The organism is Catellatospora chokoriensis (assembly GCF_011297315.1).
Lineage (GTDB): Bacteria > Actinomycetota > Actinomycetes > Mycobacteriales > Micromonosporaceae > Catellatospora > Catellatospora citrea.
Genome location: NZ_JAAOTI010000009.1, coordinates 1 through 17,516, shown reverse-complemented (window position 1 = coordinate 17,516; position 17,516 = coordinate 1). Strand labels below are relative to the sequence as shown.

Here is a 17,516-nt window from a genome sequence, read left to right as displayed (position 1 = left end):
GGGTCAGCGGTAGCCGGTCGGGTCGATCGGGCCGTTCTCGGCCGAGCCGTGCTCGGCGAAGTAGCGCCAGATGTCGGGGACCGAACCGTCCAGGTCGGTGAGGCCGTACTCGTGCGCGAGCGCGGCGCTGGACAGCGAGGCGCCCGTCCACCGGGCCCGCTCGGGGTCGGCGGCCAGCGCGGCCACGCCCCGGCCCAGGTACGTCGGGGTCTCGGACAGGATGAAGTGCGGCGCCTTCGCCGCGCCGTCCGCCCAGTCCTGCTCGGTGACGCCGAAGTGGTCGAGCATCGCCTCCGAGCGCAGGAAACCGGGCGTGACCACGAGCGCGGTGCCGCCGTGCGGCTGGAGTTCGGCGGACTGGGCCAGCGCGATGCGCGACACCGACGTCTTGGTCAGGTCGTAGAAGAAGGAGTTGCGGTACTTCCGGTTGTACTCGTCGGTGCCGTCGGTGACCTCGACGACCAGCCCGCCCGGATGCCGGACCAGCAGCGGCAGCGCGGCATGGCTGGTGATGATGTGGGTGTGCAGGCCGAGCCCGAGCATGCGCAGGCCGCCGTCGAGGGACTGCTCCCAGAGCGGCTTGCCCCACTCGGCATAGTCGTCGCCGCCCCACACGTCGTTGACCAGGATGTCGAGCCGGCCGTGCGCGGCGTCGATCCGCGCCACCAGCGCCCTGACCTCGTCGGGCACGAGGTGGTCGACGCGCACCGCGATGCCCTCGCCACCGGCCGCGGTGACCAGGTCGGCGGTGTCCTCGATGGTCTCCGGCCGGTCCATCTCGGACCGCTGGGCGCGGGTGCTGCGACCGGTGACGTAGACGGTGGCGCCGGCCCGGCCGAGTTCGACCGCGATGGCCCGCCCGCACCCGCGGGTCGCGCCCGCCACCAGGGCTATCTTGCCGTGAAGGTTCTGCTGCATGAGTCCATCGTCGCGGCGAACCTTGACAGGTTCCGTCAGGTTTCCCGGCGATTCCGCGCCGAGGCGACACTGGTCCGGTGCTGATCGTCTTCTCCGGGTTGCCCGGTGCCGGCAAGACCACGCTGAGCCGGCCGGTCGCGACCGCGCTCGGCGCGACCTGGCTGCGGGTGGACGCCATCGAGTCGGCCCTGTGGCGGGCCGGCGTCGACCCGGCCCAGCCCACCGGCCTGGCCGCGTACGTGGTGGCGGACGCGCTCGCCGACGCGCACCTGGCGATGGGCGCGACCGTGGTGGTCGACGCGGTCAACGCGGTCGAGCAGGCTCGGGCCGGGTGGCGGAACCTCGCCGCGCGGCACGGCACAGTGATGTACGCCATCGAGGTGATCTGCACCGATGCGGCGGAGCACCGCCGCCGCGTCGAGCAGCGCAGACCCGAGCACGATCAGGCCTTCCAGCCCAGCTGGGACGACGTGCGCACGCGCGAGTTCACGCCATGGCGCGAGCCACGGCTGCTGGTCGACACCGCCGCCCACGACACGCCCGAGCTCGTGACTCTCATATTGGGGGGCATTCGCGCGCAAGGCACGCCCGCGTGAGCTAGCGTCGGCTCCATGCCTATTCGCACCGCAACAGCCCGCTGGCAGGGAACGCTCACCGAGGGGTCCGGCACCATCGCGACCGGCAAGGGTGGCCTGCAGGGCAACTATTCGTTCAAGTCCCGTTTCGAGGAGGGTGAGGGCACCAACCCCGAGGAGCTCATCGCCGCCGCGCACTCCGGCTGCTTCTCGATGGCGTTCTCCAAGCAGCTGTCGGACGCGGGCTTCCCGCCCAACGCCGTGGTGACCAACGCCAACGTCCACCTGGACAAGACCGACGCCGGCATGACGGTGACCCGGATCGACCTGGTGACCACCGGCGACGTGCCCGGCATCGACGAGGCGCAGTTCCAGAAGCTGGCCGAGGCCGCCAAGGCCGGCTGCCCGATCTCCCGCCTGCTGTCGCCCGGCGCCGAGATCACGCTCAACGCCACGCTGCAGGCCTGATCCGCTCCCGGCGCGGCCGCTGACCAGCGATCGCGCCGGGCCGACACAGCAGACCTGTTTCCGGGTCGGGGTCCGCGGCCAGTCCGCCGATCCCGACCCGGACCTTGCCGTCCCCGGCGGTCACGATCCCGCGCGGCGGGCGACCGTGAGCAGGTGAGAGCTGGCGCCCCATAGGTGGGGCACCCCCTCGACCTCGCGCATCAGGGTCAGCGCCCGCGCGGTCCGCTGCTCGTCGGCGAGGATCTCCGGCAGTTGCCGCACGGTCCACAGCGGACCCTCGATCGCGGCGATCCGGTCCAGCTCCAGCCCCGCCTCCGCCACCTCGACCGGCAGCTCGTCGGGCTGGTGGAAGTACGCGGTGGTGAACCAGTTCGGCACCTCATCGGGGTTGCGGTGCACGCCCGTGGCGAGCGCGCCGTCCATCATCCGCGCGAATGCCGGGTCGTCGGCGAAGCCCTTGGCGTAGCCGTCGACCAGCGTCGCGTACCGGCTGATGGTCGCGGCGAGCACCAGCCCGCCGGGCCGCACCACACGCGCGGCCTCGCCCCACGCGGCGAGCCGGTCGGCACGATCGACCAGGTGGTACAGCGGACCGAACAGCAGCACCACGTCCCGGCTCGCGTCGGGCTCGGCGAGCCGGCGGGCGTCGCCGACCGCCGCGGTCACTCCCGGCAGCTCGGACGCCGCCGCCACGTGTTCGGGCATCGGATCGACGACGTGCACGGCATGCCCGGCGGCGGCCAGCGGGCCCGCGTACACCCCGGTCGCGCCGCCGACGTCGAGGATGGACAGCGGGCCGGGCGGCAGCACCCTGCCGAGCAGGTCCCAGGTGCGCAGGAACTCCCAGCGCCCGTTTCCCGCGCCGAGGCGGGAGGTCTCGCCGCCGCGCTGGTAGTACCGCCTGATCTCCGTCTGCATGCTCGTGATCGTGCGTGGGTGGCGCCGACCCGGCAACCGGGTTTCAGCCCGGCAAGGGCAGCTCTCAGCAGCGCCCATGTCGGTGCGAACCCGGCCGGCCGGAAGTCCGTCGCCCGGCCGCCGCGCCGCCGCCCGGCGGTGCCGTCCCCGTCGGCCGGTCGGCGGTCCCCGCCATCGCTCCGGCGGCGATCGTGCCCGAAAGTCCACCTCGCGACGGTGGCCGGCGGCGGTAGTGTCGCCGCGTGACGGAGCCCGAGGTGACCGAGGTGCTGGTGCCCCCGACCCTGGGCGTCGTCGCGTCGATCGGCGACCTGGCCGAGGGCCGGGACTGGCTGGACTCGCTGCCCGGGCTCATCGCCGAGCTGCGTGAGGGCTGGGCGCTGCGGCTGGGCGCGCCGTGGACCGGCGGCAGCTGCTCGTGGGTCGCGCCTGCGGAGCTGCCCGACGGACGGCCCGCCGTGCTGAAGATCAGCTGGCCGCATCCGGAGATGATGGGCGAGGCCGCCGCGCTGCGGGTGTGGCACGCGCACGGCGCGGTCACCCTGCACGCCCACGACGGCGTGCGGCACGCGCTGCTTCTGGAACGGGCAGACCCCGGCACCACGCTCGGTGACAGCGACGGGCTGCCCGCCGAGGAGCGGCTGCTCATCGCCGCGGGGTTGCTGAACCGGCTGTGGTCCGCGCCGGTCGCCGACCCGGGCGGGTTCGACCTGCTCAGCCACGTGACCGCACGCTGGGCCGGGCTCATCGAGCAGCGGATGGCCCGGCTGCGGCCCGGGTTCGACCCCGGACTGGTCGCGCTCGGTGCCCGGCTGCTGCGGGAACTGCCCACCACGGCGGCGCGCCGGGTGCTGGTGCACGGGGACGTCAACCCCGGCAACATCCTGGCCGCGCGGCGCGAGCCGTGGCTGGTCATCGACCCGAAGCCGATGGTCGGCGATCCCGGCTACGACCCGTGGAAGCTGGTCGAGCAGATCGACGACCCGTTCCGGCACCCGAATCCGGCCGCCGTGCTGCGGCGGCGATTCGCCCTGTTCGGCCAGGTCACCGGCGAGGACCCGGCCCGGCTGGCAGCCTGGGCCGCGGCGCGGCGGGTGGAGGACTCGCTGTGGTGGGTCTCCCGCGGCAACCCGCCCAGCCACCGCGCCATGGCCGAGGCCGCCATCCTGGCCTCCATCGCCGGCCTGTGACCGCTACTCGCTGATATCGATCGAGTACATCACCGATCGAGTTCGCGCAGTTGGTTGAAGTCGAACCCGCCTTCGTCCGCGACTGCCTGCGATTCCCGTAGCGCACGCTCACGACGCGAGCGGCTCTCCTCAACGGCGAAGCGCAAGGCAGCGTTGACCGTGTCGTTCTTCGTCGCCGTGCCAAGGGCGATCATCGCCTCGTCCAGGAGATCGTCTTTCACTTCAAGCACGATCTTCGTCACGGCAACTCCTCTGGCAAGGCCGACCATCCGAGATCGAGGCTTGGCACGCAAACGGAGTCAAGCGGTCTCGAGGAAGGCGCCGGCGGCGCGGGCGGCGCGGTCGGGGTCGGCGGCGCGGATGGCCTCGACGAGGTCGTCGTGGGCGACGTACTTGTCCGCGGTGAGGGTCTCGCCGATCTGCTGGCTGAGGCTGGCCCGCAGCGCACCGCCGAAGGAGGCGTAGAGCTCGGCGAGCATGGCGTTGTGCGCGGCCGCGACGATCGCGACGTGCAGGTCGGCGTCGGTGGCCACGAAAGCCGCCGCGTCGCCGTCGCGCCACAGCTGCTCGCGCCGGGCCAGCAGCGCGTCCATCAGCTCCAGGTCGGCGGGCGTACGCCGGACCGCGGCGAGCCTGGCCGCCTCCACCTCGAAGGCGCGGCGCACCTCGACGGCCTCGGCGATCTCGGCCGCGGCCAGCCGCCGGGCGACCACGCCGGTGAGTTCGTGGGTGGCGGTGACGTAGGTGCCGGAGCCCTGCCGGCATTCCAGGACCCCGGCGTGCACCAGGGCGCGCACCGCCTCGCGGACCGTGTTGCGGCCCACGCCCAGCGCCGCGACCAGGTCGGGTTCGGTGGGGATGCGGCTGCCGACCGGCCACTCGCCGGTGGCGATCTGCGTGCGCAGCTGCTCGATCACCTGGGGCACCAGGGTCTGGCGGGACGGTGTGCGCAGTGTCATTGGTTACATCCCCGGTCCGAAATTCATCCCATGATTCTACGATCGGAGGTATGCCACCGCCAGTCACCGCCGCGGCCACGCCGCCGATCGTGTCGCCGATGATCGCACCCCGCGTGACGCCGCCGACACCGGCCGTACCGGCACCTCGGTCCGCCGTACTGATCCTGGTCGGCATCCTGCTGGTCGCGCTGAACCTGCGCGCCGCCATCACGAGCCTCGGCGCGCTGCTCGACGAGGTGACCACCGGCCTGCACCTGTCCGGCACCGTCGCCGGGGTCATCACCACGCTGCCCGCGCTGGCGTTCGCGGGCTTCGGCGCGTTCACGCCGTGGCTCGCCCGGCGGCTGCCCCCGGCCCGCATCCTGGTCGGCGCGATGGGCCTGCTGGCGGTCGGGCAGCTGCTGCGGGCGGTCAGCGGTTCGCCGTGGACCTTCGTGCTCACCAGCGCCATCGCGCTGGCCGGCATCGCCATCGCCAACGTGCTGCTGCCGGTGCTGGTCAAGGAGCACTTCCCGCACCGGGCCGGGCTGATGACCGGCGTCTACTCGATGACCCTCATCCTCGGCACCACCACCGCGTCGGCCGCCTCGGTGCCGATCGCGCACGCCGTCGGCGACTGGCGCGCCGGGCTCGGCGTCTGGGCGCTGCTGGCCGCCGTCGCCGTCCTGCCCTGGCTCGGCCCGGCGCTGCGGCGCACACCCGGATCGGCGGGCGGCGGCACACGGCGGGCGGCGACCCGGGTGCGGCCCGCCCGTACCCGGCTGGGCTGGGCGATGGCGATCTACTTCGGCGCGCAGTCGCTGTCCGGGTACGCCACCATGGGCTGGCTGGCGAAGATGTTCCGCGACGCGGCGTTCACGCCCACCGACGCCGGGCTGCTGCTGGCCGGCGTGACCGCGATCGGGGTGCCGTTCGCGCTGCTCATGCCGACGCTGGCGGGCAAGCTGCGGGACCTGCGCCCGCTGGTGCTGCTGATGTCCGCCGCCATGATCGCCTCCTACCTCGGCCTGGCGCTGGCCCCGCACGCCGGGGCGATCGCCTGGGTGGCCCTGCTGGCGCTCGGCCAGGCGGCGTTCCCGCTGGCCCTGGCGATGATCGGGATGCGGGCGCGGACCGGCGAGGGCGTGGTGGCGCTGTCGGCGTTCGCGCAGAGCACCGGCTACCTGATCGCCGCGCTCGGCCCGCTGCTGGTCGGCGTCCTGCACGAGCTGACCGGCGGCTGGCAGCTGCCGCTCGGCTTCCTGGTCGCCGCCGCGGTGGTGCAGGCCTTCGCCGGGCTCGCCGCGGCGCGGCCCCGTTACCTGGAGGACGAGGCCGGGCTGGTGAACGCGCCCACCACCGTCGACGCCCACGCGGGCCGGACCGTGCCGGCCGGGTCATGACCGCGGTCACAGTGCGCCCGGCGCGGCGACGCCGGATGGTTGGGTAAGGACCGTGACCCCCGCGCCAGCCCAACGACGCACCCTGATCCTGGTCCTCGGCAGCATGTCCGCCTTCGGCGCGCTGTCGTTCGACATGTATCTGCCCGCCTTCCCCACCATCGCCGCCGACCTGCGCGTCTCCCCCGCCGCCGTGCAGCTGACCTTGACCGTGGCACTGATCGGCATCGCCCTGGGCCAGTTCGTCATGGGTCCGCTGTCCGACCGCTGGGGCCGGCGCAGGCCCATCGTCGCGGGCACCGCGCTGTTCTTCGTGTCCTCCGCGCTGATCACCGTCGCGCCGAACATCGAGACCATGACGGCGCTGCGGCTGGTGCAGGGCTTCGCGGGCGGCATCGGCATCGCGATCTCCCGCGCCGTGGTGCGCGACCTGTACTCCGGCGCGGAGGCCTCGCGCTTCTTCTCCCGGCTCACCCTGGTCTTCGGCGTCGCGCCGGTGGTCGCGCCCACCATCGGCGCGGCGGTGCTGGAGTTCACCAGCTGGCGCGGCGTGTTCGCGCTGCTCGCCCTGTACGGCCTGACCATGGTGGTGGTCGGGTGGCGCTTCCTGCCGGAGACGCTGCCTGTCGAGCGCCGCCGCACCGGCGGGCTGGCCGAGGTCGGCCGCGGCTTCCGGGTGCTGGCCGCCGACCGCCGGTTCTGGGGCTACACCGCCGCGCAGGGGCTGACCTTCGCCGGGCTGTTCGCCTACCTGTCCAGCGGCTCGTTCGTGCTGCAGGAGGTGTACGGCGTCTCCGCGCAGGCGTACGGGCTGATCTTCGGTATGAACGCGCTCGGCCTGGTCGCGGTCGGGCAGCTCAACGCCCGCCTCGTCGGCCGGCGCACGCCGCGGGCGCTGCTGTTCGCGGCGCTGGCGGGCGCGGTCGCCGCCGGGATTCTCATGATCGGCGGCGCGGGGCTGCACAGCCTCACCATCGTGGTCGCCATGCTGTTCGTCTACATCGCCAGCCTCGGCATGGTCGCCCCGAACAGCACCGCGCTGGCGCTGGACGGCCACGCGCAGATGGCGGGCACCGCCGCCGCGCTGATGGGCGCGGTGCAGTCGGTGATCGGCGCGATCGCCGGGCCGATCGTGGCCGCGCTCGGCGCGTCCAGCGGCATGCCCATGGCCGCGGCCATGTTCGGCTTCGCCGCCCTGTCCGTCGTCACCGCGACCGTGCTGACCCGCCCCGGACAGCCGAAACTCGCTTGATCGGGGTGGGCCGGGCTGGCCACCATACGCCGGTGACGACCATGGCCCAGCTGCTGCGCGACAACCGATACCTGGCGTTCTGGCTGGGCCAGGTGACCAGCGTCGTGGGCACCGCCCTGTCGTTCGTCGCGCTGCCGGCGCTCATCCTGCCCGCCCGCGGGCCGCAGGCGTTCGCCCTGATCCTGGCCGCCGAGGCGGTGGCGGGCGTGCTGCTCCTGCTGGCCGGCGGGGTCGTCGCCGACCGCTATTCACGCACCGCGGTGATGGCCGTGTCCGACGTGGTGCGCGTGGCCGGGGTCGCCGGGCTGCTCGCCTTCGGCGCGCGCGGCCCGCTGTGGCTGCCGCTGGTCGCGGCGTGCCTGCTCGGCATCGGCTCAGCGCTGTACGACCCGGCGCACCGCGCGGCCCTGCCCCAGCTGGTGCCCGACGAGCTGCGGCAGAAGGCCAACGCGCTCGACTCCGCGACCAAGCGCTTCGGCGCGGCCGGTGGCGCGCTGCTCGGCGCGGCGCTGGTCACCGCGGTCGGCCCGCAGGACGCGCTGCTCATCGACCTGGCCACGTTCGTGGTCAGCCTGGGCACGCTGCTGTGGGTGCGGCTGCCCCGGGTCAGCGGCGGCGAGCCCGCGCGCGGGGTGCGGGCCATGCTGGCCGAGGCCGCGGCGGGCGTACGCGAGGTGCGCCTGCGTCCCTGGGCGCTGGTCATCATGGTGCAGGGCACCGTGCAGGTGTTCTTCCTGTTCGGCCCCAACTTCGCGCTGCTGCCGATCGTCAGCCTGGAGCGGTTCGGGCCGGCCGCCTTCGGCTGGCTCAGCGCCGCCACCTCCGTCGGCATGATCGTCGGGTCGGCGGCGGCGAGCCGGATCCGCACGGCGCGTCCGGGGCTGTGGGCGATGAACGTCCTGCTCCCGTGCGCCCTGCTGCCGGTCTGCCTGGCCGTGCCGGTGCCGCTGGCGATCTGGTGCGCGGTGCAGGTCGTGGCGTGGTCCGGGATCGGCGTCTTCTTCGTGCTGTGGTTCACGGCCCTGCAACGCGAGTTCCCCGCCGAGGTGCAGGGACGGGTCTTCGCCCTGGAGTCGCTGGGCAACTTCGCGCTGCAGCCGGTGGCGATCGCGGTCGCGCCGCTGCTCGCGCTCGGTGTCGGCATGCCCGTGTTCGCGGCGGTCGCCGTGGTCGCGCTGCTGGTGTCGACGTACGCGGTGTTCGCCGTGCCGGGCGTCGACCGGCTGCGCACGCCGGAACGAGCCGCACCGGCCGTGCCCGCCGTCACCGAAGGCTGACCGTGCCGGGGCGGCCGCGCCACGAGGACGGGCCACCCCGGCGGCACGGATTCACTCGGTGGGGCTCGGCGTGGCTCCCAGCATCTGCCGCAGCTGCGCGAGTTCCGCCGTCTGGCTGGTCTTGACCTGCTCGGCGAGCTGCTTGGCCGATGGGTTGACGCCGTTGGCGAGCTCTGCCGTCGCGGAGGCGATGGCGCCCTCGTGGTTGGGGATCAGCAGTTCCACGAACTTCTGGTCGAACTGCTCGCCGCTCAGGCTCTGCAGCTGGCTCAGCTCCTGGGCGGGCGGCATGGACGGCATGCCGGGGCCCATGGACGGCAGCGGCGGCAGCGCCGTGCCGGACGGCATCGCCGGCACCGGCACGCCCCACTGGGTCAGCCAGGTGGTCAGCTGCTGGATCTGCGGTCCCTGCTCGGCCTCGATCTGCGTGGCGAGCTGCTTGACGCCGACCGCCTGAGCCCGCTCCACCCCCTGCTGGGCCAGCCACAATGCCTGCTGGCGCAGTGCGATCAGCTGCTGGGCGAACATGATGTCGCTGTCGTTGAACTGGGCTGTCGGGCTGGCCTGCACGACCGGCGCGACCGGGGCGGCGGGCGGCGTCTGCGTCGTCGCGCAGCCGCCGAGCGCGACGCCGGCGGCCAGGACCGCGACGGTGGCCGCGAGGGTACGAGCGGGATTCATGTGGTTCTCCGTTTCAGCAGCGAAAGCCCTTCAGTACCTTAAGTCCGACGAGCGGTACTTATAGGACGTTTCACAAACCCCACCCTCTTGACCGGCCGGAGCGGATAGGGCATCCTGGGAGCGCTTCCATCTTCTGATGTCTATGCGATAGACATCACCCCTCCGGTGTGGACCGGGGCCCGGCGCCGCACAACGCCGGGCCCCGAGGGCTTCGCCGGTCCCGCCCGCGCCGCGTGATCCACCACCGGTAGCCTGCGAACATGGCCGACGCGACACGCAGTGCGCTGCTCCGACCGCTGACTTCGCGCTCGCCCGACGAGCCGCACCGCGCCGCCACCCCGCTGGAGCTGTTCTTCGACCTGTGTTTCGTGGTCGCGGTCGCCCAGGCGGCCGCCGAACTGCACCACGCGATCGCCGGGAACCACGTCGGCCACGGGGTGCTCGGCTTCCTGACCGTGTTCTTCGCGATCTGGTGGGCCTGGGTCAACTTCAGCTGGTTCGCCTCCGCGTACGACAACGACGACGTCGCATACCGGCTGACCACCCTGGTGCAGATCGCGGGCGCGCTAATCCTGGCCGCGGGCGTGCCCCGCGCCTTCGAGCACGACGACTGGAAACTCATCACCCTCGGCTACGTGGTGATGCGGCTGGCCATGGTCACCCAGTGGCTGCGTGTACGGCACGACGACCCGCCCCGGCGCACCACCGCCACCCGGTTCGCCGTCGGCATCCTGCTCGTCCAGGTCGGCTGGGTGCTGCGGCTGCTGCTGCCGCCGGAGTGGGGCCTGCTCTCGTTCCTCGTGCTGGTCGTCTGCGAGCTGCTGGTGCCCCTGTGGGCCGAACGCGGCCGGCCGACCATGTGGCACCCGCACCACATCGCCGAGCGCTACAGCCTGTTCACGCTGATCGTGCTCGGCGAGTCCGTGCTCGCCGCGACGGTGGCCATCGAGGCCGCGTCCGGCACCGGCTACACCTCCGCGCTGATCTGGCTGGCCGCGGCCGGGCTGGTCATCGTGTTCGCGATGTGGTGGCTCTACTTCGACCGCCCCGCGCACGACCTGCTGACCTCGTTCGCCACCGCCTTCCGCTGGGGATACGGCCACTACTTCATCCTGGCCTCGGCCGCGGCGGTCGGGGCGGGGCTGGCGGTGGTCGCCGACTACGACACCCGCTCCGCGCACATGTCGGGAGTGGTCGCGGCGTACGCCGTCGCCGTGCCGGTCGCGGTCTACCTGCTCAGCCTGTGGCTGCTGCAGGTCTGCCCGCACCACCGCGGGCTGGTCGTGTACGCGTTCCCGGTCACCGTGGTGCTGGTGCTGCTGGCCCCGTTCACGCCCGCGCCGATCCAGGTGATCGCCGTGCTGCTGGCGGCGCTGGTGTCCGTGGTGGTGCTCGCGGGATCCGGCCGCGGGCGAGCGCCCGCCCCCGAGCACTGACGCCCGGCGTCAGTGCGGGGACCAGCCGAAGGCGGGGCGGCGGCGCTCGACGAAGGCGGCGATGCCCTCGGCGGCCTCGCCGGACTCGGCCATCTGACGGTGCCAGTAGGACACCCGGGTGTCGTCGTGGTGGCCGTCGCCGGCCATCGTCACGATCTCCTTCGCGGCGACCTGGGTCAGCAGCGACCGGCCGGCCAGCGTCGCGGCGAACGAGGCGACCCGGTCGGCCAGCCGGCCCGCCGGGTGCAGCTCGTCGACCAGGCCCACCCGCAGCGCCCGGTCGGCGTCGATCAGCTCGGCGGAGTACAGCAGGTGCTTGGCCGCGGCCGGGCCGATCAGCGCGACCAGCCGCCGGGTGGTCGGCGCGGGGTAGACGATGCCCAGCCGCGCCGGGGTGACCCCGAAGCGGCTGCCCTCGGCGGCGAAGCGCAGGTCACAGGCGACCGCGAGCTGGCAGCCGCCGCCGACGCAGTCGCCGTCGATCTGGGCCACCGTCGGTTTCGGAAACCGGGCCAGCCGCTCCTCGGCCAGCACCGCCAGGTTGCGGTCGCCGTCGGCGATCAGCCGGTCCACCTCGGTGATGTCGGCTCCCGCACAGAAGGCGCCGCTCGCGCCGGTGAGCACCAGCACCCGCACGTCCGGGTCGCCGGCGAGGTCGTCGAGCAGTTCCGGCAGCCGGGCCCACATGTCGTTGGTCATGGCGTTGCGCCGGGCCGGGTTGACGATCCGGATCGTCGCGACGTGCCCCGACAGCTCCAGGTCCAGACGGGGCGGGACGGCGGCGGGCGGCTCGGTCACCTGGCGGCCTTTCTGCGGGTACGGCGGGCGGGTGCATCGTGCCACAATGCCGAACGTGGATGAGCGGAGATCGCCGAAGGTGCTGTCGCTGGCGTGGGGCGAGATCGAGGTCGAGGGCGTGGGCCGGGTCAAGGACGCCGCGCTGCACCCCGGCGGCGGCGGGGCGTGGGACTGGAACACCACCGGCACCCGGCACTCCCCCGGCATCCAGCCCGCCGACGTCGAGCCGCTGCTGGCGGCGGGGGCGACCTCGGTGGTGCTGTCGCGGGGCCAGCAACTGGTGCTGCAGGTGATGCCGGAGACCGAGGCCTACCTGGCCGAACGCGGCGTCGACGTGCACATCGCCGAGACCCGGGAGGCGGTGCGCGTCTACAACCTGCTGGCCGACGCGGGCGTACGGGTGGCCGCGCTGCTGCACTCGACCTGCTGACCCGATCAGCCCATCGAGACCCGCGCCAGCCAGCCCTCCAACAGGTCACGGTCGCCGTGCACGTGGACCTGCGCGAAGTCGAGCGGCAGCCGGCGGTAGAGGATCAGCAGCAGCTCGGTGAGCGGTGCCTGCAGTGCGACGTCCGCCTTCTCGTGGCCGTGCCGCCAGGTGACGCCGTCCGGGCCGAGCGCGATGAGCCATTCGGCGGCCAGGGGCTCGACGGTGTCGGTGGCGTGCAGGTGGATGGTGCGCGGCGGGCCGAACAGCTCGGGCAGCTTCGTGAACACGCGCGTGCCCACCTGCGGATCGGTGGCCATCTCCAGGAGTTCGTCGACGGCGTCGGCGGCCAGGTCGGGCGCGAGGGTGTAGCCCGCGCCGGTGGTCAGCGCGGCGTCCGCGCGGTGCACGAGGATGTCGCACGCGGCCCGGCGGGCCCAGAAGGTCAGCGTCTGCAGCAGACCGAAGATCTCGGCGACGTCCTGCGCATCGCGTTCCCGCAGGCTCCGGGCGTACGCGTCCGCGCCGTCCTGCATCCAGGTGGTCAGCGTGTCCGGGTCGTCGGTGTCGGGCACCCCGGCGCGCGCCGGGTCGCCGATCGCGGGGCGCGGGCCCGGCTCGCCGCGCACGGCGGCGTCGGTCATGTGCACGTTGCCGCCGACGTGGCGGACCAGGTCGGCCAGCGTCCAGTCCGGGCAGGTCGGCACCTTGGCGCTCAGGTCGTCGCCGGGCAGCACCTCGCGCAGCAGCGCGGTCTGGGCGGACACCTCGTCGCAGTACCGGTCATAGGTCAGCCGTGCCATCTGCCTACCCTATCCCGGTTTGCACATCATTCGACCGGCCGCGCCTCGCGAATGGACGGCAGGTCGCCCGTGGCACGCCCGAGGGACGGGCGCGACGCCCGTCCCTCGGCATTATGCGTGCTCAGATCTTGCGGATGTTTGCGGCCTGCGGGCCCTTCTGGCCCTGGGTGATCTCGAACTCGACCCGCTGGTTCTCGTCGAGGCTCCGGTAGCCGTTGGACTGGATCGCGGAGAAGTGCGCGAACACGTCCGCTCCGCCGCCGTCCGGGGTGATGAAGCCGAAGCCCTTTTCCGCGTTGAACCACTTCACGGTGCCGACAGCCATGTCAGATACTCCTTGGTGAGGCTGCGAGTCCACTCCGTGTGAACTCTTCGCCTCCCGCACCGCGCCAATGCGGACAGCGCCCGGGTCGTTTCTCGGGCGCTTCGGTATACGGGAGGACGAGGTTATAACTCGGGGAATGTAACACGCATGCGCACCCGAACTGCGCCAATGGACGCCGTGTCGCACCTCGGGCGCGGGGTGGTCAGGCGGGGCGCAGGGCGCGTTTCTCGCGGTACAGCTCCTCGTCGGCAGCCCGGACCACGGCGTCGAGGTCGCCGCCCGCGGGCAGCGCCGCCCAGCCCATGCTCATGCCCACCGGCGTGCCGGGCACCAGCGCCTCCCAGTCCTCCCCCACCACCGCCGCGGTGATGCGCCCGCCCACCTCACGCGCCTCGGCGAGCCCGGTCTCCGGCAGCAGGACCATGAACTCGTCCCCGCCGAACCGGGCCGGCAGATCCTGGCCGCGGACGCTCTGCGCAAGCAGCCCGGCGATCCGCTGCAGCACCAAATCGCCGGAGCTGTGGCCGTGGGTGTCGTTGACGGCCTTGAACCCGTCCAGGTCGATCAGCCCGACGGCCGCGTCCGCGCCCCGGGCCGCCAGCTCGGCCGCGAACGCCGTGATGCGCCGCCGGTTGGGCAGGCCGGTCAGCGGGTCGCTCATCGCCGCGTCGGCGTGCTCCTGGGCGATCTGCCGCAGCCGGTCCTGGTCGAGGCGGGCGTTGACGCTGTCGATGTACCGGTCCCGCAGCGAGCCGTCGTCGCGCGTGATGACCCGCAGCATGGCGCGTTCGGCCTGCACCGCGCCCGCGTGGTCGCCGGTGCGCGACATCGCGATCGAGCGCAGCCGGTGCGGTTCGGCCTCCCCGAGCCAGCTCCCGGACGCCGCCGGCTCGCCGAGCAGGCGCAACGCGTCGTCGGGACGGTCCTCGGCGATCGCCTCGCACACCTCGGTCAGGTATACGACCTGTGAGAACGACCGGTCCGGGCTGTCCGGCGTGGTCCCGCCGGGCAGCGGGTCGCCGCCCGCGGGGCGGTGGCCGAACGCGGCCAGCCGGGCGGCGGCATACCGCAGGTAGGTGCGGTCGGACACGGTGAGGTCCGGCTCGGCGGCGCGGCCGAAGGTCACCACCTCCCACAGCTCACGGACGCAGTCCTCGGACATGCCCTGGTGGTCGCGTGCCACCGCCGAGCGCACCAGCGTCTCCAGGCAGGCGCAGTTGGCCTCGGCGATACCCGCGGCCACGCACACGCGCCGCCCCGCCCGCATCGCGTCGACCGCCTTGGCGTGGAAGCCCATCGCCGAGTACGTCACCGACATGTCGTGCCAGGTGCTCACCGCCGCCTGGTTCGCCTCGGTCATGCCGCGCAGCACCCGCTCGGCCTGCACCAGGTTGCTGACGGCGGTGCTCATCGACCCGTCGGCGAACGCCGCGTACGCGGCGAGCACGTGGTATTCGCCGCTGAGCCGGGGGTGGTGTCCCGCCTGCCGCAGCAGCTCGGCGATCCGGTCCAGCAGCGGCGCGGGTCGCGCGGCGCCACCCTGGTTGAGCAGGCCAGCGACCTTTTCGATGAGGGCCTGGGCGACCCGCAGCGGATCGCCGGACTCGGCGACGATGCGGTCGGCGAACGCGATGGCGTCAGCCGACCGGCCCGCCACGAGCAGGTCGCGGAACGTCACCCACTCCGCGGCCAGCTGCTCGCCGTGCGCGCGTGTGGGTGGATCGTCTCGCCTAGCCACACCTCATTCCACCTTCTTCAGCCACCGCCCGACGGTGATTCCCCGTTCGGCGTCCCGGCGAGACCGGGGCCGCGCGGCGCCTGGCGGCAGCCGCGCGGCCCGGCGGTCAGTCCAGCACCGCTACCGGGGCGTCGGCGGTCGCGACCCCGGCGGGGAGATCCACAGTACGCCGGGGTCCGGTGAACCACTTCCGCGCGGACACGATCCACCACACCCCGATCAGCAGGATCACCGTACCGACTGCGATCGGCGCGTAGTTCACCGCGGACCAGTCGAACTCGTCGCTGAACGGGACCCCGGCCGGCACCGTCGGCAGGATGAAGTACACCGAGATGATGATGATCTCGATGGAGGCGATCCAGCCCAGCACCTTGTAGCGCCTGCCCAGCGTCCACGGGCCCGGCTCGAAGCTGTCGCCGGCCTTCAGCCGCAGCATGATCGGAATGAGGAAGGCCAGGTAGAGGCCGATCACGGCGACCGAGACGACCGCGTAGAAGGCGATCGGGGCGCCGTTCTTCTGGTAGAGCGCGGGCAGGGTCAGCAGGCCGCCCGCGACGCACCCGGCGACGACGGCCCAGACCGGGGTGCCGTTGCGGTCGAGCCGGGTCCACAGCCGCCAGCCGGGCACCGCCCCGTCGCGGCTGAACGCGTACATCATCCGCGACATGCTGGTCACGCAGCTCATGCCGCAGAAGAACTGGCCGACCACGGAGATGATGATCACGACCTTGAAGAAGCCGGACGACAGCGCGCCCTGCAGCAGCACGCCGACGAAGCCGTAGCCGTCGGTGACCGCGCCCGCGTCCTGGACCGCGAACAGCAGCGCCAGCAGCAGGATCCAGCCGCCGATCGCGGAGTAGAAGATGGACCGCCACAGCGCCTTGGCCGCGTTGAGCGCCGCCCCGCGGGTCTCTTCCGCCACGTGCGCGCAGGCGTCGAACCCGGTGATCGTGTACTGCGTGAGCAGCCCGCCCAGCGGCAGGACATACAGCCAGAAGCCCAGCCCGCTGGTGCTGCCGCCGTTGAAGCCGTTGCCGTTGATCGTCTCGGTGAAGACGAAGGACGGGCTCTGGTGGCTGGTCGGCACCACGATCAGGATGGCCACGATGACGGCCGCGCCGAACACGTGCCACCAGACCGAGATGTCCTGCAGCCGGTTGATGATCCGGGCGCCGAAGATGTTGATCAGCGCGTGCAGCGCCAGGATGCCCAGGAAGAGGTAGAACGCCTGGGTGAAGGTGCCCGCCCAGCCCGGCACGGTGTTGGCCAGCACCAGGTTGAGGAAGGTGGCGCAGCCGTAGTCGACGGACGCGGTCACCGCGACCAGCCCGATGAGGTTGAACCAGCCGGTGAACCAGCCGTGCACCGGCCGGCCCAGCTTCGCCGCCCACCAGTAGATGCCGCCCGCGGTCGGATACGCCGAGACCAGCTCGGACAGGCACAGCCCGATGATCAGGATGAAGGCGGAGATGATCGGCCAGCCCCAGGAGATGGCGATCGGGCCGCCGTTCATCCAGGCCTGGCCGAACGTGGTGAAGCAGCCGGCCAGGATCGAGATGATCGAGAACGAGATGGCGAAGTTGGAGAAGCCACTCCACCCACGGTGCAGTTCCTGCTTGTAGCCGAGTTCGGCGAGTCGTGCGGTGTCGCTGTCGGTTGTCTGCGCGGGATCACTCATGGCTGCCCCTTCTGGCGCTCGACGATGCACGAGTGTCCAGCGTCACAGAGACATATGGCAATACTCCATTGGGCCGATCACTACACCGCGCCAATCATGATCAGGTTGTAGTACTCGATCATCTTGTAGCCGAAGAAGAACGCGATCGCGACGGCCAGCAGCCACGCCACGACGGCGTACGTGCGCGGGAAGCGCAGCGACACCCGGGGCCGGTCGCGCACCGCGCGGAAGACGCCGCCGAACCACCATTGCCTGCCCAGCCACTGGGAGACCCGCCAGTACAGCGTGGTGCGCGCGGGTTCGGCGTCCTTGCGCATCCACTCGGGCAGCGATGAGCTTTCTCGACTCATGGCGCGACATTCTTCCGGCGCCGGCCGCCGCCCGCAGCCCCATTACCCGCCACCTGCACTTTCGCCAGGCGACCCGGACAGCGCCCGCAGCACGTCGCGGCATTCGCGCAGATTATGCTTGCTTATCCGGCACGTCGGGACACACCGGCACACTTCGCCTGGTTACCTGGAGTACCGGCTCAACAGGCTCGCAGGAGGTGCCGCATGTCGCGCGTGGTCCGTGCCGCGCTGGTCCAGACGACCTGGACCGGTGACAAGGAATCCATGATCAAGGCGCATGAGGAGTACGCGCGGCAGGCTGCCGCGCAGGGCGCGAAGGTGATCTGTTTTCAGGAGCTGTTCTA

20 protein-coding genes are annotated in these 17,516 nt (G+C 72.4%); 9 read left to right on the top strand and 11 right to left on the bottom strand.

Annotated elements, in window-relative coordinates:
- Positions 1-3: 3 nt before the first annotated feature.
- Complete coding sequence (locus HAV39_RS14880) at positions 4-918, bottom strand: SDR family oxidoreductase (RefSeq protein WP_191839823.1); 915 nt, start codon at positions 916-918, stop codon at positions 4-6.
- A 77-nt stretch (positions 919-995) separates the two neighbouring features.
- Between HAV39_RS14880 and HAV39_RS14875 the strand changes: the two genes are divergently transcribed.
- Both HAV39_RS14875 and HAV39_RS14870 read left to right on the top strand, forming a co-directional pair.
- On the top strand, positions 996-1,514 hold the full coding sequence (locus tag HAV39_RS14875) for a P-loop nucleotide/nucleoside kinase family protein (protein WP_191839822.1): 519 nt from the start codon (positions 996-998) through the stop codon (positions 1,512-1,514).
- 15 nt (positions 1,515-1,529) lie between these two features.
- Entirely contained in the window at positions 1,530-1,961 is a 432-nt protein-coding gene (locus HAV39_RS14870) for an OsmC family protein (protein ID WP_120315538.1), read from the top strand.
- Between the two features lie 120 nt (positions 1,962-2,081).
- On the opposite strand, the gene HAV39_RS14865 is transcribed toward HAV39_RS14870, so the two are convergent.
- Positions 2,082-2,879, bottom strand: coding sequence for a class I SAM-dependent methyltransferase (locus tag HAV39_RS14865; protein WP_191839821.1), 798 nt, complete (start codon positions 2,877-2,879; stop codon positions 2,082-2,084).
- A gap of 242 nt (positions 2,880-3,121) precedes the next feature.
- On the opposite strand from HAV39_RS14865, the gene HAV39_RS14860 reads away from it, so the two are divergent.
- Positions 3,122-4,069 (top strand): aminoglycoside phosphotransferase family protein, encoded by a 948-nt coding sequence (locus HAV39_RS14860; RefSeq protein WP_203736686.1) that lies wholly within the window; start codon positions 3,122-3,124, stop codon positions 4,067-4,069.
- 29 nt (positions 4,070-4,098) lie between these two features.
- On the opposite strand, the gene HAV39_RS14855 is transcribed toward HAV39_RS14860, so the two are convergent.
- Entirely contained in the window at positions 4,099-4,311 is a 213-nt protein-coding gene (locus tag HAV39_RS14855) for a type II toxin-antitoxin system VapB family antitoxin (protein ID WP_203736687.1), read from the bottom strand.
- 57 nt (positions 4,312-4,368) lie between these two features.
- Complete coding sequence (locus HAV39_RS14850; protein ID WP_191839820.1) at positions 4,369-5,028, bottom strand: FadR/GntR family transcriptional regulator; 660 nt, start codon at positions 5,026-5,028, stop codon at positions 4,369-4,371.
- A 98-nt stretch (positions 5,029-5,126) separates the two neighbouring features.
- Between HAV39_RS14850 and HAV39_RS14845 the strand changes: the two genes are divergently transcribed.
- The 3 genes from HAV39_RS14845 to HAV39_RS14835 are packed head-to-tail and all read left to right on the top strand — an operon-like array spanning position 5,127 to position 8,936.
- Entirely contained in the window at positions 5,127-6,410 is a 1,284-nt protein-coding gene (locus HAV39_RS14845) for a CynX/NimT family MFS transporter (protein WP_239120985.1), read from the top strand.
- 52 nt (positions 6,411-6,462) lie between these two features.
- Positions 6,463-7,659: a multidrug effflux MFS transporter gene (locus HAV39_RS14840; RefSeq protein WP_191839818.1), complete on the top strand. Its 1,197-nt coding sequence runs from the start codon at positions 6,463-6,465 to the stop codon at positions 7,657-7,659.
- A gap of 41 nt (positions 7,660-7,700) precedes the next feature.
- The gene (locus HAV39_RS14835; protein ID WP_239120986.1) at positions 7,701-8,936 is read left to right on the top strand and encodes an MFS transporter; all 1,236 of its coding nucleotides are present in this window, start codon (positions 7,701-7,703) and stop codon (positions 8,934-8,936) included.
- Positions 8,937-8,987: 51 nt separating this feature from the next.
- Here the strand turns inward: HAV39_RS14835 and HAV39_RS14830 are convergent, their stop codons facing one another.
- Complete coding sequence (locus HAV39_RS14830) at positions 8,988-9,617, bottom strand: DUF305 domain-containing protein (RefSeq protein WP_191839816.1); 630 nt, start codon at positions 9,615-9,617, stop codon at positions 8,988-8,990.
- Between the two features lie 260 nt (positions 9,618-9,877).
- On the opposite strand from HAV39_RS14830, the gene HAV39_RS14825 reads away from it, so the two are divergent.
- The gene (locus tag HAV39_RS14825; protein WP_191839815.1) at positions 9,878-11,053 is read left to right on the top strand and encodes a low temperature requirement protein A; all 1,176 of its coding nucleotides are present in this window, start codon (positions 9,878-9,880) and stop codon (positions 11,051-11,053) included.
- 9 nt (positions 11,054-11,062) lie between these two features.
- Here the strand turns inward: HAV39_RS14825 and HAV39_RS14820 are convergent, their stop codons facing one another.
- The gene (locus tag HAV39_RS14820; protein WP_244958813.1) at positions 11,063-11,851 is read right to left on the bottom strand and encodes an enoyl-CoA hydratase/isomerase family protein; all 789 of its coding nucleotides are present in this window, start codon (positions 11,849-11,851) and stop codon (positions 11,063-11,065) included.
- Positions 11,852-11,906: 55 nt separating this feature from the next.
- On the opposite strand from HAV39_RS14820, the gene HAV39_RS14815 reads away from it, so the two are divergent.
- Positions 11,907-12,281, top strand: a complete 375-nt coding sequence (locus HAV39_RS14815; RefSeq protein WP_239120984.1) for an Mth938-like domain-containing protein — start codon at positions 11,907-11,909, stop codon at positions 12,279-12,281.
- Positions 12,282-12,286: 5 nt separating this feature from the next.
- On the opposite strand, the gene HAV39_RS14810 is transcribed toward HAV39_RS14815, so the two are convergent.
- The 5 genes from HAV39_RS14810 to HAV39_RS14790 all read right to left on the bottom strand — a co-directional run bounded on the left by HAV39_RS14810 (position 12,287) and on the right by HAV39_RS14790 (position 17,172).
- Positions 12,287-13,081, bottom strand: coding sequence for a maleylpyruvate isomerase family mycothiol-dependent enzyme (locus tag HAV39_RS14810; protein WP_191839813.1), 795 nt, complete (start codon positions 13,079-13,081; stop codon positions 12,287-12,289).
- 121 nt (positions 13,082-13,202) lie between these two features.
- Positions 13,203-13,406 (bottom strand): transcription antiterminator/RNA stability regulator CspE, encoded by a 204-nt coding sequence (gene cspE / locus HAV39_RS14805; protein WP_120315549.1) that lies wholly within the window; start codon positions 13,404-13,406, stop codon positions 13,203-13,205.
- Positions 13,407-13,608: 202 nt separating this feature from the next.
- Positions 13,609-15,144 (bottom strand): GGDEF domain-containing protein, encoded by a 1,536-nt coding sequence (locus HAV39_RS14800; RefSeq protein WP_191839812.1) that lies wholly within the window; start codon positions 15,142-15,144, stop codon positions 13,609-13,611.
- A 106-nt stretch (positions 15,145-15,250) separates the two neighbouring features.
- A complete protein-coding gene (locus HAV39_RS14795; protein ID WP_191839811.1) occupies positions 15,251-16,822 on the bottom strand; it encodes an amino acid permease in 1,572 nt (523 codons plus the stop codon).
- 80 nt (positions 16,823-16,902) lie between these two features.
- Positions 16,903-17,172: a hypothetical protein gene (locus HAV39_RS14790; protein WP_191839810.1), complete on the bottom strand. Its 270-nt coding sequence runs from the start codon at positions 17,170-17,172 to the stop codon at positions 16,903-16,905.
- A 114-nt stretch (positions 17,173-17,286) separates the two neighbouring features.
- Between HAV39_RS14790 and HAV39_RS43510 the strand changes: the two genes are divergently transcribed.
- On the top strand, positions 17,287-17,516 hold a 230-nt coding region (locus tag HAV39_RS43510), incomplete at its 3' end, for a nitrilase-related carbon-nitrogen hydrolase (RefSeq protein WP_342355581.1).

Bases quoted from the DNA above. Each gene is read 5' to 3' on its own strand.
- HAV39_RS14880 (WP_191839823.1), bottom strand. From the start codon at position 918: ATGCAGCAGAACCTTCACGGCAAGATAGCCCTGGTGGCGGGCGCGACC.
- HAV39_RS14870 (WP_120315538.1), top strand. From the start codon at position 1,530: ATGCCTATTCGCACCGCAACAGCCCGCTGGCAGGGAACGCTCACCGAG.
- HAV39_RS14865 (WP_191839821.1), bottom strand. From the start codon at position 2,879: ATGCAGACGGAGATCAGGCGGTACTACCAGCGCGGCGGCGAGACCTCC.
- HAV39_RS14850 (WP_191839820.1), bottom strand. From the start codon at position 5,028: ATGACACTGCGCACACCGTCCCGCCAGACCCTGGTGCCCCAGGTGATC.
- HAV39_RS14845 (WP_239120985.1), top strand. From the start codon at position 5,127: ATGATCGCACCCCGCGTGACGCCGCCGACACCGGCCGTACCGGCACCT.
- HAV39_RS14835 (WP_239120986.1), top strand. From the start codon at position 7,701: ATGGCCCAGCTGCTGCGCGACAACCGATACCTGGCGTTCTGGCTGGGC.
- HAV39_RS14830 (WP_191839816.1), bottom strand. From the start codon at position 9,617: ATGAATCCCGCTCGTACCCTCGCGGCCACCGTCGCGGTCCTGGCCGCC.
- HAV39_RS14825 (WP_191839815.1), top strand. From the start codon at position 9,878: ATGGCCGACGCGACACGCAGTGCGCTGCTCCGACCGCTGACTTCGCGC.
- HAV39_RS14810 (WP_191839813.1), bottom strand. From the start codon at position 13,081: ATGGCACGGCTGACCTATGACCGGTACTGCGACGAGGTGTCCGCCCAG.
- cspE (WP_120315549.1), bottom strand. From the start codon at position 13,406: ATGGCTGTCGGCACCGTGAAGTGGTTCAACGCGGAAAAGGGCTTCGGC.
- HAV39_RS14795 (WP_191839811.1), bottom strand. From the start codon at position 16,822: ATGAGTGATCCCGCGCAGACAACCGACAGCGACACCGCACGACTCGCC.
- HAV39_RS14790 (WP_191839810.1), bottom strand. From the start codon at position 17,172: ATGAGTCGAGAAAGCTCATCGCTGCCCGAGTGGATGCGCAAGGACGCC.